Source organism: Psychrobacillus sp. NPDC096426, from assembly GCF_044762745.1.
Taxonomy (GTDB): Bacteria; Bacillota; Bacilli; order Bacillales_A; family Planococcaceae; genus Psychrobacillus.
Map to the genome: position 1 here is coordinate 23,721 of NZ_JBIWEX010000026.1, position 16,202 is coordinate 39,922.

Below are 16,202 nucleotides of genomic sequence, written 5' to 3' on the forward strand. Positions count from 1 at the left end.
AGACTTTCAACGTCTTGACTGCTCTTTTTCAATAATCCATGAGACTTAGCTTTTAATAAATCCACAAATTTAAAAGAATTTAAGTTTTTTTATATAAAAAGTGTAAAGACTATATAAAAAGCATTTGAGGAGGAGATTTTTTGAAGGCTGTAACATACCAAGGAGTTAAAGATATTGAGGTAAAAGAAGTGACAGACGCAAAACTTGAGAAAAATGATGACATTATCGTTAGAATTACGACAACGGCAATTTGTGGTTCTGATCTTCATATTTATAGAGGTTCCATTCCTACTCGAAAAGATTTTGTCATTGGTCATGAGCCAATGGGTATCGTAGAAGAGGTTGGACCTAATGTAACAAAGGTGAAAAAAGGAGATCGCGTCGTTATTCCGTTTAACGTATCTTGCGGGGAATGTTTTTACTGTCAAAATGATTTGGAGAGTCAGTGTGACAATTCAAATGATAATCCAGCGGTAGATTCAGGAGGTTATCTTGGTTATACGGAACGGTACGGCAACTACCCAGGTGGACAAGCCGAATTTTTACGAGTTCCATATGGAAACTTCATGCCTTTTGTTATTCCCGAAACTTGTGAATTAGAAGATGAGTCATTGTTATTTATATCAGACGTTCTTCCTACTGCCTATTGGAGTGTGGAAAATTCAGGTGTGAAATCTGGCGATACAGTGGCAGTACTTGGGTCAGGTCCAATCGGATTGATGGTTCAAAAATTTGCCTGGATGAAAGGTGCAAAGCGAGTGATTGCTGTAGATCATCTCCCTTATCGTCTCCAACACGCTGTTAATATGAATAAAGTAGAAGCATTTAATTTTGAAGATTTCGATGATATAGGAGGTCATATTAAAGAAATCACAAATGGTGGTGTAGATGTGGTCATCGATTGCGTAGGAATGGATGGCAAGCTGAATATCATGGAAAAAGTGGAACAAAAGTTGAAGCTTCAAGGCGGGACATTGAGTGCCATTGAAATCGGCTTAAACGCGGTTAGAAAGTTTGGAACAATTCAGTTGACTGGTGTTTACGGTGCACTTTATAATATGTTCCCGCTTGGAAATATTTTCGAACGGAATGTTACGCTCAAAATGGGACAGGCTCCAGTCATACACTATATGCCTATGTTATATGACATGATTAATAAAGGAGAATTTGATCCAAGAGAAATTATTACGCATAGCGTTCCTTTGGATAAAGCAAGCGATGCTTATCGAATTTTCCATGACCATGAGGAAGAAAGTATTAAGTTCATCTTAAAACCGTAACAAGAACTCTTTACCTAAAAACAAGAAAAACGTTGGATACCAGATTTTTAATTAGTTAATAATCACAGTTGAATCTGGCATTCAACGTCCACTTCATTTATAATTATTTACTCGTGCAGTGTTACTAAACAATCCAATTATTAATGTTAATCCCGCTACTATTGCCGGAATTCCATAAGTAGTTATTTTCATCAACCAAGATGGAAAAGGCACTGAATAATTATTAGAGTCTTGTGCTATGTTTTGTACGAATGTAATGGCAATCGGAAGATAAATAGAAATAATTAATAACGGTATAGTCACACAAACGATTAACGACCAGTTCCATTTAACTGACCATTTTTTTATAAAAAGTAAAGAAAGATAAATCCCTAATACAAAATTAGCAATAAATTGAAACCAAATAATAGGGAGCATTTGGAATGTAGTTGCCACATGATTTTTCACCTTAAGCTCCAGCTTGTAACTAATAATCAATAAAACAATTAACCCGACAGTCCATAATAATTTCCAAACATACGGAGACCAATTTTTACGCACTATACATCCTCCTTTCCCTATAATTTCCTTACAATTATCATATACATATTTGAATACATTTGCACCCCGATCTAATTTAATTTTCGGAATACTACAAAAAACACTACAAATCCATATCTCCTTTTAAGAGTAACGAATCTGTAGCGCTTTTATATTTAATACAATGTACTTTCATCAAGCTTTGTATTCTTTTGCGGATTAGCAAAAAAGATGATACACGCTAACGTTCCAAGGAGAAGCGCAACTAAGACTAAAAAGCTAACTCCCTCAAATAATTGGATAAAAAGACCTCCCAAAAATGGACCAGAAAGGCTTCCAATACTAAAAGAAATTCCACACATCAAATTACCGGTTGGGAGAAGTGCCTTTGGTGTTAAATCAGCCATATAAGAAATTCCAAGTGAAAATGTGGATCCAACAAACATACCTGCAATGAAAAATAGTGTACCTATCGTTAACAAGGAAGTTTCGAAAAAGCTTGCTATTCCAAAAGTTAATGCCCCTAGACCTATCATGATGATCAGCACTTTTCGTCTTCCTATTTTGTCGCTTAATACACCAAGCGGTAATTGCGAGACAACCCCTCCTATTGAAAAGGCTGCCAATATGTATGATAAGCTAGTTACTTCTATAGAATTACGAAGTGCATACACCGGGTAAATGGCATTAAGCGATGATTCTAAAAAACCATAGCTAAATGGCGGTATAAATGCAACCCATGCAACTGCAAAAGCTGCTCCAAAACGCTTCCATGTCCCTTCTCCATGAGCAGGAGTACCATTAAGAATCTCTGGTTTTTCATTTTTCACGAAGAAAATCAGTACCCAAGCACCTAAACAAAGAATGCTAGAAATAATAAACGGCAGTCCTTCGAATATTTCTACTAGTTGAACAAACAAAGGACCAACAGCGAAACCCACCCCAAAAGAAAGTCCATAAATAGCGATATTTCGTCCTAGTCGATGCTGAGGCGAAAAGCTCGTAATCCAAGTTTGGGTAGAAAAGTGAAGTGCATTATCACCAATTCCTATAAATAATCTCAAAACAAACCAAAAAGCCACACTTTTCCATAAAGGAAAAAGTAACAAGGAAACAATGACGATTAATCCACCTACGATAATAATCGGCTTATACCCAAATTTACGCAGTGGCGGTTCTATAAAGGGAGAAATCAATAGCGTCCCAATATAAAGACCTGTTGCACTTAACCCATTTATCATTGGGCTTACTCCATCCTGCTCAAATATAACAGATATAAGTGGCAATAACATTCCTTGTGAAAATCCTGATATAGATACAATTGCCACGAGTATCCAAAACCTTTTTCTTTCAATTGCTGTAAATTGCTGCATACACTACCTCTTTAATATATTTAAAATTATTCTAATGAGTAGTGTATCAGACAACGGACGTACTTCCTATTAAAAATTTGTAAAGGTTCACTTCATTTACCCGACCATTTAATTTTTTCGTTCAACTATAGTGTGTGTATTCTTACAATTAATACATATATTCATCAATCATCACTTGAATTCCATTTTTAAACCAACAACAAAAGGCTCAGTCGATATCTGCATAAGATCTGACTGAGCCTTTTACATATAACTAATATCCTCTTGAGTCTTCATAATTGCATTTGCGGCGTTGCCGGTGAAATGTCTAAATCCCCTCCTTCTACTGAATGAATGGTTTCGACTATTCACTACGCCCTCCCTTCTATGTATGGGTTGTAAAGATCATATCATATAAATTAAATAATGTAAATATTCAAAATTAATAATTTACAAAGATAACACCTTCGAACTATCTTTTCTCTTCGTTTTGTTTTATTCTTATCATATAAAGTGAGGTGTTATTCTGTGGGTAACCAAATTTCAAATCCAGAACAACAAGTATCTTATTTAAAAGATCGACTACAAATGTTTTTAGAAGTATTAGACACTATTGAACCCGAATCAACTGACCTAGAAGATATCGATCGTCTAATTCAAATGATGGATGATTTAGAGTTGAAAATGGAGCAGTTTAAAAATACACGATTTGAGTAATTCGAAAGAAGTTTGGAAAGCACTTTTTCCAAGCTTCTTTTTTTATCGTTTAGGAAACTATAAAAATTTAGAACTCTGGATAACTTTTTTAAGTAACATAAGATATTTTATTTTTTATATTGAACGCAATATAGGGATACTGCGCACTAAAAAGCTCGATTAAGTGTCCACTATGATTTCCGCTGCAGGCGGACGCTTTCCGTGGGGTGAGCGATAATCCATCACCGTAGCTACGCGTCCGTTGTGATGGATTATCTGTCTCACTCATCCCACTGGAGTCGCCACCTTGCGCTGCAATCAATAGAAATTTCTTACTAAATTGGCGTCTGCAGTTATCAGAGATTTAAAATTAGCAAGTCCACTACGTAATATTTATTAACCCTAATTAGAAGATGCTGGCTCAAAATTAGTGCCTAGGATAAGTACTTCATTCAACTATTTATTTGAACAATACCTTCTATTCATCGCCGTCTCACCCCAAGTAAACCTGGTAATTTAAGAACTGGTTGCTTCCACCAGCAATTTAGTTGCTCTCGTTCAAATTTAGTTGCTTTCCGTATAGAACTGGTTACTTTCAATAACTGATTGATTGCTCTTAGCTATTTACTGGATACTTACACATCGAAAATACTACACCGTATAGGACAAGTGCGCAACAGAAGCTTTAGATACGGTTTTGATCAATTGATTTGTTACTTACAGTATTAATTTGATTGCTCTTGATGACTGGTTTGTTGCTCTTCCCCATTTACTGGATTAAACAATAAAAAACAAACACAATAATTTTTTTGATATATTGCCGCACTCAATTGATGGAAAAAGAATAGTAGAACGCTTAATGCCAGCAGATGTCGTTTTTATAATTACAAATAATGTATAGAAAGCAGTAGTTTGCCGTCGTCTCACTCGAAGTAAACCTTTTATTTTGAGAATTGATTGCTTTCGATAACTAATTGGTTGCTCTCAAATAGAATTGATTGCTTACCGAATAGTATGGTTGCTTTCAAAGACCCGTTTGTTGCTCTTCGCCATTTACTGGATTCATATATTGTAAAACTACATAATTTTGGAATTCAAAGTGGTGTTTCTTTTGAAAAATTTGGAAATGTGTTAAGCTCGAATGCTGATTAGTGAGCAAGTTCCATTGATTGAAGCGGAAGTGCGGCGACTCCGGCGGGATGAGTGAGACAGATGAAACTTCACAACGCACGCGTAGCGTCGGTGAAGGTTCATCGCTCACCCCGCGGAAAGCGTCCGCCCTGCAGCGGAAATCCTAGGGGATACTTCCTTACGACGCAGTAACCCTATTATGTGCGACATTCCATTCATCGTTTCCATTTGCCATATTAGGGTAGAGACGGGCGCTTGCGCTTTTGTTCTTGTAAAGGGTGAATATACCGATTACCACTCATTTGTTCGGACGCACGTTCTATAAGATAGTGTCCAAGTGAACAACCCTTTTTTTCATAGAAATATAATAGTATACTAAAAGTGTTTAGAACATTCATACATAAAAGGAGCGTTTACAACATGCAACTGGAGCAATTAGAAAAAAGTATTTATGATTTAATTACTGAAACCTCTACAAATCTACCAAAAGACGTACGACGCGCTATAAAAAAAGCAAAAGCAGCAGAAAATGCCGGTACAAGAGCAGCAATGAGCCTTGATACCATTACGAATAATATTCAAATGGCAGATGACAATGTTTCACCGATTTGCCAAGATACTGGATTACCAACATTCAAAATTAAAACACCAATTGGCGTAAACCAATTAGAAATTAAAGCAGCGATTAAACGTGCGATTGTAAGCGCTACAAAGGATGCAAAGCTTCGTCCTAACTCTGTAAATTCACTAACTGGAGTAAATAGTGGAGACAACCTTGGAGAAGGTGTCCCTGTTATCAAATTTGAACAATGGGAAGAAGATTATATTGAAATGAAGCTCATCTTAAAAGGTGGCGGCTGTGAAAACAAAAATATCCAATATAGCTTACCGACTGAGTTAGAAGGGTTAGGTCGTGCGGGGCGAGATTTAGATGGAATTCGTAAATGTATTTTACATTCAGTTTATCAAGCGCAAGGACAAGGTTGTTCTGCAGGCTTTATCGGAGTTGGCATTGGTGGAGATCGTTCTTCTGGATACGATCTTGCAAAAGAACAGTTATTCCGTCATGTCGAAGATACGAATCCAAACCCAGATCTTGCAAGTTTAGAAGCGTATATTGTAGAAAAAGCAAATACATTAGGTATCGGAACAATGGGATTCGGTGGAGAGGCAACTTTGCTAGGTTGTAAAATTGGTGTCATGCACCGTATTCCGGCAAGTTTCTATGTATCTGTTGCGTACAACTGTTGGGCATATCGTCGTATGGCGATTAATATCCATCCTACAACAGGGGAAATTATCGAATGGCAATACCAAGACGGGGAAAAAATTGAATTTAAAGAAGAAACAACAGAAGAAGCACCTAAAAAAGTGGTGGAACTTCAAGCTCCTATTACAGAAGAACAAATCCGTTCACTTCAAGTTGGAGACGTTGTATCTATTACTGGTCGTATGTATACTGGCCGCGATGCAATTCACCATCATTTAATGAGCAATGATGCACCAGTTGATTTAGATGGGCAAATTATTTATCACTGTGGTCCAGTTATGCAAAAAGATGAAGAAGGTAACTGGCATGTACGTGCGGCTGGTCCAACGACTTCTATTCGTGAAGAGCCATACCAAGGAGATATAATGAAAAAGTTCGGTATCCGTGCGGTTATTGGTAAAGGAGGTATGGGGCCGAAAACACTTGCTGCATTAGGAGAACATGGTGGGGTTTACTTGAACGCAATTGGTGGAGCAGCGCAATATTACGCTGACTGTATTAAAGATGTTGAAGGCGTCGATTTAATGGAATTCGGTATTCCAGAAGCAATGTGGCATTTGCGTGTTGAGAACTTCACTGCTGTTGTAACGATGGACTCACATGGAAACAGCCTCCATGCAGATGTAGATAAATCTTCGTTAGAAAAATTAGCGAACTATAAAGAGCGTGTTTATAATTAATCTAATTAATTGACGTATGCCTCTCCGCAGTTTATAATAATTATAAATTAGTAATGAATATAAAATGGATTTCTACCTAGAAATCCATTTTTGCTATTTTATAGCTGGAATAAGAGTGAAAATCATTATCAAGGAGGGTGTTATATGTCAACAGTTCAAGAGGTTTTTCCAAGGAAATCTTTTATTCAAACAATACTGCCACATGCTGAGTTGGTAGCTGCACTGTTTTCGGGAATACTTATTTTAATTGCCTGGTTAGTTGGAAATGAAACATCTATCTTCTTTTATGTATTGGCATTTATTATTGGTGGATTTGCCAAGGCAAAAGAAGGTATTGAAGCAACGATAGAAGATAGAGAACTAAACGTCGAAATGTTGATGATTTTAGCTGCTATTGGTTCCGCCATCATTGGATACTGGACCGAGGGTGCTATTTTAATATTCATTTTCGCCCTTAGTGGAGCTTTAGAAACTTATACGATGAATAAAAGCAATAAAGAAATCTCCTCGTTAATGGAGCTTCAACCAGAAGAAGCTTTGATATTAAACAGTGACGGCACGACGACTCGCGTTTCTATTAGTGAGCTTAAATTAGGAGATCAACTAGTCGTAAAACCCGGAGAACGAGTTCCTGCTGACGGAATAGTTGTGAGTGGAGCAACATCCATTGACGAGGCGGCAATTAGTGGCGAATCGATTCCTGTATCAAAGCAAGCAAACGATGAATTATTTGCCGGTACTGTTAATATGAGTGGCGCCATTACAATGGAAATGACTAAAGAAAACGCGGATACGCTCTTTCAAAGAATTATTCAATTAGTTCAGTCTGCACAGGATGAGAAATCTCCTGCACAGCAATTTATCGAAAAGTTCGAAGGTACGTACGTTAAAGTTGTACTTATAGTTGTAGGTTTAATGCTCTTTCTTCCTCATTTTTTGTTGGAGTGGGATTGGAACACTACTTTCTATCGTGCAATGGTTTTATTAGTAGTGGCATCGCCTTGTGCACTTGTTGCATCTATTATGCCAGCAACACTTGCGGCTATTTCAAATGGAGCAAAAAGTGGTATTTTGTTTAAAGGTGGAGTTCACGTAGAAAATGTTAGCGAGATGAAAGCTATTGCACTTGATAAAACAGGTACTTTAACACAAGGAAAACCAGTCGTAACCGATTTCTTTGTGCGAGAAGATTTAGATTTTCACGCTACACTGACTACCTTAGCAACGATAGAAGCACAGTCGAATCATCCTTTAGCGCAAGCTATCACTGCCTATGCAAAATCGAACGGAATTGGCCAGCTCCCTCATCTTCCTATTGAAGATAAACCAGGATTTGGCTTGCAAGCAACCTTAAATGGCCAAACGATTATCGTCGGTAAACCTGACTTTGTAAATAAACAAGACGCACTTGCATTCCATCATGGCATTGCAGAAACATTAGCAGGAGAAGGAAAAACGGTTATCTTTATGCGCGATGAAAAAGGAATTGCCGCAGCGGCCGCATTAAAAGATACCGTCCGCGAGGAAGCAAAAAAAGCGATAAAACTTCTCCATTCATTGGGTATTAAAACTGTTATGCTCACAGGAGATAACGAAACAACTGCAAGCGTAATTGCGAAAGAAGCTGGTATCGATCAGTATTTTGCAGAATGTCTCCCCGAAACAAAGGTAGAACATATGAAGACATTATTGAAAGAGTATAAATTTGTAGGAATGGTTGGAGACGGCATTAATGATGCCCCTGCTCTTGCAACGGCAACTACAGGCTTTGCAATGGGAGAAGGAACAGATGTAGCGCTTGAAACAGCCGATGTTGTTCTCATGAAAAACGATTTATCGAAAATTGCATATGCGGTGAAAATGTCTCGAAAAATGCAACGCATCGTTAAACAAAATATTGTATTTTCTATTTCCGTAATAGCGGTTTTAATCATTTCTAATTTCTTGCAAGCAGTAGATTTACCTTTAGGAGTTATTGGACACGAAGGAAGCACAATTTTAGTAATTTTAAATGGTTTAAGAATGTTAAATCGCAATGGTTAAAGTTAAAAGCAGAAGGATTATTTTCCTTCTGCTTTTTCTATTGCTATTTTACGTTCCTGCGTAACTGCATTTATTTGACCACCTATTAATAGTACGATACCTGAGATGTATAACCATAACATAAGTACGATTATCCCTCCTATACTCCCATAAGTGGAAGAATAGTTTCCGAAATTACTAACATAGTAAGAAAAACCTAGAGATACGATAATCCAACCTACTGTTCCAAATGCTGCTCCTGGTAATGCGCTACGTAAAAATAGTTTTTGATTTGGTACAATCCAATATAATGCAGTTAATACAATTAGCATAATAAGAGGAGTAATCGTCCATCTTAAATTATTCCATAGTTTAATAAATCCTTCTTCAAATCCAAAATAAGAAAATAAGATGGAGCCAATCTGTTGTCCAAATACAGGTAAAATAAGTGCTATTACAAACAAAATAATCATAAGTAATGTGAAGATAACCGACATTCCCCGTACGATAAAAAATGGACGAGTTTCATCGAGGTTATACGACCTATTTAATGATTTGACAATTGCATTCATACCATTGGAAGCTGACCAAATAGTACCGATAATCCCGAAAGATAGCAACCCACCGTTTCGAGTTATTAAAATGTCTGAAATAGTTCCTTCGATAAGAATATATACATCATCTGGCGCATAATTTTCTAGAAAGCGGAATACTTGTGCTTCATCGAAATTTAAATAAGGTAATAATGTAACAATAAAAATAAGTAAAGGGAATAATGATAGTAAAAAAAAGTACGCAAGTTGAGCAGCAAGTCCTGCTATATCCGTTTTTTGAATATGTAAGATTAAATGTTTAAAGTAACCTTGCCATGTCGTTAAATCTTGGTGCTTTTCAATCTTTTTCTCTTTCTTTTTAATATGAAGAAACTTTAACTTACTAAACCAATTAGTGGAGGATGAAGCATGCTTTTCTGTTATATGTTCTTGTTTCTGTTTATGATTCACTTCATCCTCTCCTTTATGTTCATTATTGTTTGACTATATGCTCATCTGATTCCGGAACGACAATTGATTTGTATTCCTCTTTGGATTGTGCAAATGCTTCTTTCGTATCATTTACAAGCGATTTGACTTGAGGAGTGATTTCTTTTACTTCATTTACTTTTTGCGATATGTAAGTCGCATCAGAATTAATCTGCTCATAAAATGATTTCCATTTCGTAAATTGATCTTCAATAGTCGTTTTTAATTCTTGTCTATTTGTACTGTAATATTTTATTTGACGTCCAATACTTTTCGATTTTTGAACAACTGCATTTCTTGTGTTATTATCTAACATGGTTAATGCACCACCAATTAGAGCACCACATACTACACCTTTAACAAATTTACTTTCACCCATCTAATAACCTCCGTGTATATCTTTATAAATTAATTATACCCCCGACTTAGAGGAATAAAACAAAGTATTTTTTATTTAGATTTTAAAATTATCTTGACTACGCATCTGGATTTATTGAATATTATTAATAAGGAGAAAACGCTACGAAGCATATTTAGTATTTGACAATAGATACGCTGCGTGAAATGATTAGATTCTAATGTATGAAAGGTAGGTACTAAGAATGAATTTATCAGAACCATCTGTTGAAAATGTTACGTTTATGATTGAGACAATAAAAGAAAAACTTCGCATGGTAAACGTAGATGCAATGAAATCAGAAGATTTTAATGCATCCCAATATGAAGATTTGGTCTATTTGTATGAAATGGTGAAAAAGAGAGATTCCTTTAGTCCGAGTGAAATGCAAGCAATTGCGTCTGAACTAGGAAGTTTACGAAAATAAAAAATCCTTCCCAATATAACGTTGGGAAGGATTCTTTTTATTTGTAACCGGATAGGATTTTTTTACGACCAGTCAATTATTTATTCAATTCAACCGCAATTTGAGCTCCAACTTTTGCATTGTTATACACAAGCTCAATGTTAGATTCTAATGATTTACCTTCTGTTAACTCTTTTACTTTTCCAAGTAAGAAAGGTGTCACGTCTTTTCCTTTAATGCCATTTTCATCTGCTTCTTTTAAAGCTGTATGAATGATGTCATTGATATAAGCTTCGTCTAAAGAAAACTCTGTTGGAATTGGGTTTGCAATAATTGCTCCCCCGTTTAATCCTAGTTCCCATTTCACTTTAAGCATATCAGCCACTTCTTTAGGCTCGTCTAAACGGAAGTTAGCAGCAAATGGGCTTGTTGCTGTATAGAACGCAGGGAATGCATCAGTTCCATAACCAACTACTGGCACGCCTTTTGTTTCTAAATATTCTAAAGTTAAACCGATATCCAAGATAGATTTTGCACCAGCACATACAACTGCTACATTTGTAGAAGCTAGTTCTTCTAGATCAGCTGAAATATCCATAGTTGTTTCAGCACCTCTATGCACGCCACCAATACCGCCAGTTACGAACATTTTAATACCTGCAAGTTCTGCACAAATCATCGTTGTTGCTACTGTTGTAGCGCCAATTTCTTTAGAAGCAACTACATATGCAAGGTCTCTTCTAGATGTTTTTCTTACATTTTTGCTTGTAGCAAGCGTTTCAAGATCTTCATTTGAAAGACCGATTTTAATCTCGCCATCCATGATCGCAATTGTTGCTGGAACCGCTCCGTTATCACGAATAATTTGTTCTACTTTTTTAGCCATTTCTACGTTTTGTGGATACGGCATACCATGTGAAATGATTGTTGATTCTAAAGCTACGATTGGTTGTCCTGCTGCCATTCCTTGTTCTACTTCTTGTGAGTATGTTAAATATTGTTTCATAATTTATATTCCTCCAATTCATTATTCAAACCAATTTTTGATAGTTCTGTCCGAACCGTCTCAGGGGACTGCAATGTTTTATTCGCATTAATCATTCCCGTTTGTACTGCTTCACTTATTTCGACGCCTTCTAGCCAAGCATGTAATGTTCCCGATACAAATGCGTCTCCTGCTCCAGTTACATCTACTATGTTGTCTGCCTGTATGGCTGGTGCTATCGTTGTTTCTATCTGTTGACCTGCGTATACGACACCTTTACTACCACCAGTTACAATTACTTGTTTTATTCCTTTTGCTACAAATAAATCTGCAGCTTTTTTCCAAGATGAATCGTCTTCTATTGTCATTTGAAAATATGTTTCCGCTTCATCTTTGTTCGTTATCAACCACTCAATTCCTTCTAAAGAATCTGGCATTCTGTTCATCTTTGGAGAAGATACCGGAATAATCGCGAGTGGCACTTTATGCCCAACTGAAATAGTTTGTACATATTCAATGACGTCTTTTGGACAATTCATATCAATGATTAGCAGTTGAGCATTTGTTAAATGTGTTTCTTGTTTCTTTAAATATTCTACCGAAAATTGTTCATAAATATCCATGTTTGCTAATGCAAATAACATTTCTCCATTCGTGTCTAATATAGCGGAGTATGTTCCTGTCTGATAATTCGATAATTTTTCAACCGAAAATAAATTCATCCATGGACTGGAAGCTTTTTCAATAGACTCATATTCCATATCATTCCCGACTACCGTAAGCATCCGCACAGTATGACCTAATCTTCCTAAGTTTTCTGCAATATTCCTTGCTACGCCTCCAATGCTTTGTAAGCTTGTCGTGGGATTGGATGTGCCCATTTGTAAGTTGCTTTTTACTATATACTTTCGATCGACATTGGCGCCACCGATACAAATAATCTCTTTGTTTTCAGGTAAAATATACGCTCTTCCAGTTATCTTGCCGACTTTAATAAGCCCCGAAATAATATTAGCAACGGCCGGTCTAGACATTTGTAATTCATTTGCAATCTCTTGTTGAGAAGCGTAAGGATTCTTGCTAAGATAGCTCAAAATTTTAACTTCTTTCGATTCCACTTATTTTCCTCCTTCCTCATCAGAATGAACTTTTGTTTCTATTATAAACTTTTGTTAGAAAAAGTCAAAAAAAAAACCTGACAACAAAATTTGTTGTCAGTTAGTAGTATTACTGTGGAGAGTCATTTAATGTACCATCTTCTAACACACGTGGTTGGATAAGTACTTCTACTCTTCTATTTTGTGCACGACCTTCCCGAGTGTCGTTAGAGGCTACAGGTTTGAACTCTCCATAACCTTTCGCACTAAAATAAAGAGGGTCAATCGTATTGTTATTTACTAAAATTTTTAAAAAGTTAACAGAACGCATAACGCTTAGTTCCCAGTTAGATGAAAACTTATTACTTGATATAGGAATATCATCTGTATGTCCAGTTATAACAACATTTCTAGGAGGGTCAAATACGAGAAGTTCCGCTATATCTTGTGCTATTTGTCGATACTCTGGCTTCACTTCTGCTTGTCCCATCTCAAATAATATACTATCCCGGATTGTAACGAGCAATCCTTCATTCGTTAATTGAGTAGCAAATTGTTTTTCTAACGCATTTACTGCAATATATTCATCTACACTATTTTGAATTTCCGCCAATGCTTGCTGGTCTTCTATATATGCAGAAGTTTCGTCTGATTCATTTGTCTTATTCGGTGTCACTGGTACATCTAAAGGAGATGGATTTTCCATTAGACCTACCCCACCATCAAAAATTTGGGTAAATACTTGAGACATCTGTTCAAGCTTCTTTTGATCAACAGTGCTCATAGAAAAAAGCACGATGAAAAGCGCCAATAATAACGTGAGAATGTCTGCATACGGAATAAGCCAAGATTCATCCACATGATCTTCCTCTTTTGTTCTTTTACGCTTCTTTGCCAAGGCCATCCTCCCCGCTTTCGCCTAAAATTTTCTTGCGGTCCGACATCGACAAATAAGAAGCTAATTTCTGTTCAATAACACGTGGAGAATCTCCTTCCAATACTGAAAGAATTCCTTCTAGCATCATCGTTTTTTGGCGAACTTCTTGTTTGGACTTCCGCTTTAATTTATTTGCAAATGGATGCCAAATTACATAACCTGTGAAAATTCCCAACAGCGTAGCTACGAATGCCGCTGAAATGGCATGACCTAGTTTATCAATATCACTCATATCTTTTAAAGCAGCGATTAGCCCAATAACTGCTCCAAGCACTCCAAGTGTCGGTGCATATGTACCCGCTTGTGAGAAGATAGCAGACCCTCCTGCATGGCGATCCTCTAAAGCATCAATTTCTTCAGTTAGTACATCTCGGATATAATCCGCATTTTGACCATCAATGGCCAATGTTAATCCATTCTTTAGAAAAGCATCCGTTACATCATTAGATTTACTTTCTAAAGCAAGTAAACCCTCTCTACGGGCTAAATCAGCCCAGCTAGAGAACATCTTTATTATTTCTGCATCTGATTCTAGTTTATTATCCCTAAAGAGTACTCCAAAAAGTTTAGGAACTCGTTTTAACTCACTCATCGGAAATGCAATAACAACAGCGGCTACAGTTCCAAAAATAATAATGAAAATAGCAGCTGGATTTAATAGTGCGTCCGGTGTAACTCCTTTAAAAAACATCCCTACTAATAAGGAAACTATAGCAATAATAAGACCAACAACCGTAGATATATCCAAATTCGTAACCTCCACATTCTATTTCTGTACTTTATTTCGGCAGTATTAATTAAATTTGAATATAAAAATTTCCATTCAATAAGATAAATCAGTAATATTGAACAAATTTCTACTTTTTTATGCCAATGAATATTGTCATATCATTCGAAAAACTGATAATATGAAAGTAAGTATAGAAAGGGAGTATGAATATGTCATCATTTAATACTAAATTAGAAAAATATGCTGCATTAGCAATAGAAGTTGGGGTAAACATTCAACCTGGACAAAAGTTATACATCGCAGCTTCCATCGATAGCGTAGAACTAGTCCGTTTAATCACGAAAAAAGCTTATGAAATTGGTGCAGAGCAAGTACTTGTAGACTTTTCTGATGATGAGATTACACGTTTACGTTATGATTTAGCTCCAAAAGATTCTTTTGACAATTTCCCATCATGGAAAGTACAAGAACGGGAACTTTTGGCAGAAGAAGGCGCTGCATTTATGAGCATTGTGAGCCAAAGTCCTGATCTATTAAAAGGAGTAGACACAGCTAAAATTGCTGCATTCCAAAAAGCTGCCGGGCAAGCTTTAAGTAAATACCGTCAATATGTACAATCGGATAAAATCAGTTGGACAGTAATCGCATCTCCTTCTAAAGATTGGGCAAGCAAAGTTTTCCCAGAATTAGCAGAAGAGGAACAAGTACCAGCATTATGGGAGGCTATTTTCAAAGCGGTTCGTGCAGATTTAGAAGATCCAGTCGCAGCTTGGAAAGAGCATGATTCTCTTTTACACACGAAAGTAGATTATTTAAATAATAAAAACTATAAAAAACTACATTATACGGCACCTGGAACAGATTTAGTAATCGAACTTCCAAAAGGACATTTATGGTGTGGAGCTAGTAGTGTAAACGAAAAAGGCGAAGATTTCATGGCAAATATGCCAACAGAAGAAGTATTTACAGTTCCTTTAAAAACAGGTGTTGAGGGATATGTAGCGAGTAGCAAGCCGCTGAGCTATGGTGGAAATATTATTGACAATTTCACGGTCACTTTTGAAAAAGGTCGTATCGTAAAAGTAGAAGCGGAACAAGGTCAAGAAGTGCTAGAAAATCTTGTTGCTACAGACGAAGGTTCTCACTATTTAGGGGAAGTCGCGCTCGTACCGCATGATTCACCGATTTCAAATTCGAATCTGTTATTTTATAACACATTGTTCGATGAGAACGCTTCTAACCACTTGGCAATCGGAAGTGCATATGCTTTCTGTCTAGAAGGTGGAAAGAAAATGAGTCGTAAAGAGCTTGCAGAAAATGGATTGAATGAAAGTATTACACATGTAGATTTTATGATTGGTTCAGACAAAATGAATATAGATGGCATTAAAGAAGATGGATCTATAGAACCTATTTTCCGTAATGGCAACTGGGCATTCTAAAACTGTTTACTTGAAGTCTTAGTTTCTAAATGTTTCTTCTTACTATTTTACTAAAAATAAGTTATAATGATAGTATCATAACTAGTGAGGTGTTTAATAATGGGCTTATTCACAGTTACAGTTCTTGGTTTTGTAGTATGTATAGGAATTTCAGGATATACTATTCTACATTACTTCGCTAAAGGTATGAACTCACATGATTCAATCCAAGTAGATCCGAAACCTTCTAAATAATC

At 36.4% G+C, this 16,202-nt stretch carries 15 protein-coding genes; 7 read left to right on the forward strand and 8 right to left on the reverse strand.

Annotated features, from left to right (window positions below; genetic code table 11):
- The first annotated feature begins 140 nt into the window (after positions 1-140).
- The gene (locus tag ACIQYS_RS18395) at positions 141-1,280 is read left to right on the forward strand and encodes a zinc-dependent alcohol dehydrogenase (protein ID WP_402983149.1); all 1,140 of its coding nucleotides are present in this window, start codon (positions 141-143) and stop codon (positions 1,278-1,280) included.
- Between the two features lie 93 nt (positions 1,281-1,373).
- On the opposite strand, the gene ACIQYS_RS18400 is transcribed toward ACIQYS_RS18395, so the two are convergent.
- Together ACIQYS_RS18400 and ACIQYS_RS18405 are read right to left on the reverse strand one after the other, a co-directional pair.
- Complete coding sequence (locus ACIQYS_RS18400) at positions 1,374-1,820, reverse strand: hypothetical protein (protein WP_402983152.1); 447 nt, start codon at positions 1,818-1,820, stop codon at positions 1,374-1,376.
- 155 nt (positions 1,821-1,975) lie between these two features.
- Positions 1,976-3,172, reverse strand: coding sequence for an MFS transporter (locus tag ACIQYS_RS18405; RefSeq protein WP_402983155.1), 1,197 nt, complete (start codon positions 3,170-3,172; stop codon positions 1,976-1,978).
- 507 nt (positions 3,173-3,679) lie between these two features.
- On the opposite strand from ACIQYS_RS18405, the gene ACIQYS_RS18410 reads away from it, so the two are divergent.
- The 3 genes from ACIQYS_RS18410 to ACIQYS_RS18420 all read left to right on the forward strand — a co-directional run bounded on the left by ACIQYS_RS18410 (position 3,680) and on the right by ACIQYS_RS18420 (position 8,971).
- Positions 3,680-3,868, forward strand: a complete 189-nt coding sequence (locus ACIQYS_RS18410) for an SE1561 family protein (RefSeq protein ID WP_402983158.1) — start codon at positions 3,680-3,682, stop codon at positions 3,866-3,868.
- Between the two features lie 1,530 nt (positions 3,869-5,398).
- Positions 5,399-6,928 carry a fumarate hydratase gene (locus tag ACIQYS_RS18415; RefSeq protein WP_402983161.1) on the forward strand — a complete coding sequence of 510 codons (1,530 nt, stop codon included), beginning with the start codon at positions 5,399-5,401 and terminating at the stop codon, positions 6,926-6,928.
- A 144-nt stretch (positions 6,929-7,072) separates the two neighbouring features.
- Positions 7,073-8,971 (forward strand): heavy metal translocating P-type ATPase, encoded by a 1,899-nt coding sequence (locus tag ACIQYS_RS18420; protein WP_402983164.1) that lies wholly within the window; start codon positions 7,073-7,075, stop codon positions 8,969-8,971.
- A 17-nt stretch (positions 8,972-8,988) separates the two neighbouring features.
- On the opposite strand, the gene ACIQYS_RS18425 is transcribed toward ACIQYS_RS18420, so the two are convergent.
- Both ACIQYS_RS18425 and ACIQYS_RS18430 read right to left on the reverse strand, forming a co-directional pair.
- On the reverse strand, positions 8,989-9,954 hold the full coding sequence (locus ACIQYS_RS18425) for a YihY/virulence factor BrkB family protein (RefSeq protein ID WP_402983167.1): 966 nt from the start codon (positions 9,952-9,954) through the stop codon (positions 8,989-8,991).
- 22 nt (positions 9,955-9,976) lie between these two features.
- Positions 9,977-10,351, reverse strand: a complete 375-nt coding sequence (locus tag ACIQYS_RS18430) for a YtxH domain-containing protein (protein WP_402983170.1) — start codon at positions 10,349-10,351, stop codon at positions 9,977-9,979.
- A gap of 223 nt (positions 10,352-10,574) precedes the next feature.
- On the opposite strand from ACIQYS_RS18430, the gene ACIQYS_RS18435 reads away from it, so the two are divergent.
- Positions 10,575-10,796 carry a DUF1128 domain-containing protein gene (locus ACIQYS_RS18435; protein WP_402983173.1) on the forward strand — a complete coding sequence of 74 codons (222 nt, stop codon included), beginning with the start codon at positions 10,575-10,577 and terminating at the stop codon, positions 10,794-10,796.
- Positions 10,797-10,872: 76 nt separating this feature from the next.
- Here the strand turns inward: ACIQYS_RS18435 and ACIQYS_RS18440 are convergent, their stop codons facing one another.
- The 4 genes from ACIQYS_RS18440 to motA form a co-directional block, all read right to left on the reverse strand.
- Positions 10,873-11,781, reverse strand: coding sequence for a pseudouridine-5'-phosphate glycosidase (locus ACIQYS_RS18440; RefSeq protein ID WP_402983176.1), 909 nt, complete (start codon positions 11,779-11,781; stop codon positions 10,873-10,875).
- Positions 11,778-12,878 carry a PfkB family carbohydrate kinase gene (locus tag ACIQYS_RS18445; protein ID WP_402983179.1) on the reverse strand — a complete coding sequence of 367 codons (1,101 nt, stop codon included), beginning with the start codon at positions 12,876-12,878 and terminating at the stop codon, positions 11,778-11,780. The genes ACIQYS_RS18440 and ACIQYS_RS18445 overlap by 4 nt, the downstream gene beginning before the upstream one ends.
- A gap of 109 nt (positions 12,879-12,987) precedes the next feature.
- Complete coding sequence (gene motB / locus ACIQYS_RS18450) at positions 12,988-13,755, reverse strand: flagellar motor protein MotB (protein WP_402983182.1); 768 nt, start codon at positions 13,753-13,755, stop codon at positions 12,988-12,990.
- Positions 13,739-14,542: a flagellar motor stator protein MotA gene (gene motA / locus ACIQYS_RS18455; protein WP_402983185.1), complete on the reverse strand. Its 804-nt coding sequence runs from the start codon at positions 14,540-14,542 to the stop codon at positions 13,739-13,741. The genes motB and motA overlap by 17 nt, the downstream gene beginning before the upstream one ends.
- Before the next feature lie 191 nt (positions 14,543-14,733).
- On the opposite strand from motA, the gene ACIQYS_RS18460 reads away from it, so the two are divergent.
- Both ACIQYS_RS18460 and ACIQYS_RS18465 read left to right on the forward strand, forming a co-directional pair.
- On the forward strand, positions 14,734-15,966 hold the full coding sequence (locus tag ACIQYS_RS18460; RefSeq protein ID WP_402983188.1) for an aminopeptidase: 1,233 nt from the start codon (positions 14,734-14,736) through the stop codon (positions 15,964-15,966).
- A gap of 99 nt (positions 15,967-16,065) precedes the next feature.
- Positions 16,066-16,200 (forward strand): hypothetical protein, encoded by a 135-nt coding sequence (locus ACIQYS_RS18465; RefSeq protein WP_402983191.1) that lies wholly within the window; start codon positions 16,066-16,068, stop codon positions 16,198-16,200.
- The last annotated feature ends 2 nt before the right edge of the window (positions 16,201-16,202 follow it).

Excerpts from the sequence above, each read along its gene's own strand:
- ACIQYS_RS18415 (WP_402983161.1), top strand. The coding sequence starts at position 5,399 with ATGCAACTGGAGCAATTAGAAAAAAGTATTTATGATTTAATTACTGAA.
- ACIQYS_RS18460 (WP_402983188.1), top strand. The coding sequence starts at position 14,734 with ATGTCATCATTTAATACTAAATTAGAAAAATATGCTGCATTAGCAATA.
- ACIQYS_RS18440 (WP_402983176.1), bottom strand. The coding sequence starts at position 11,781 with ATGAAACAATATTTAACATACTCACAAGAAGTAGAACAAGGAATGGCA.
- ACIQYS_RS18420 (WP_402983164.1), top strand. The coding sequence starts at position 7,073 with ATGTCAACAGTTCAAGAGGTTTTTCCAAGGAAATCTTTTATTCAAACA.
- ACIQYS_RS18430 (WP_402983170.1), bottom strand. The coding sequence starts at position 10,351 with ATGGGTGAAAGTAAATTTGTTAAAGGTGTAGTATGTGGTGCTCTAATT.
- ACIQYS_RS18465 (WP_402983191.1), top strand. The coding sequence starts at position 16,066 with ATGGGCTTATTCACAGTTACAGTTCTTGGTTTTGTAGTATGTATAGGA.
- ACIQYS_RS18405 (WP_402983155.1), bottom strand. The coding sequence starts at position 3,172 with ATGCAGCAATTTACAGCAATTGAAAGAAAAAGGTTTTGGATACTCGTG.
- ACIQYS_RS18435 (WP_402983173.1), top strand. The coding sequence starts at position 10,575 with ATGAATTTATCAGAACCATCTGTTGAAAATGTTACGTTTATGATTGAG.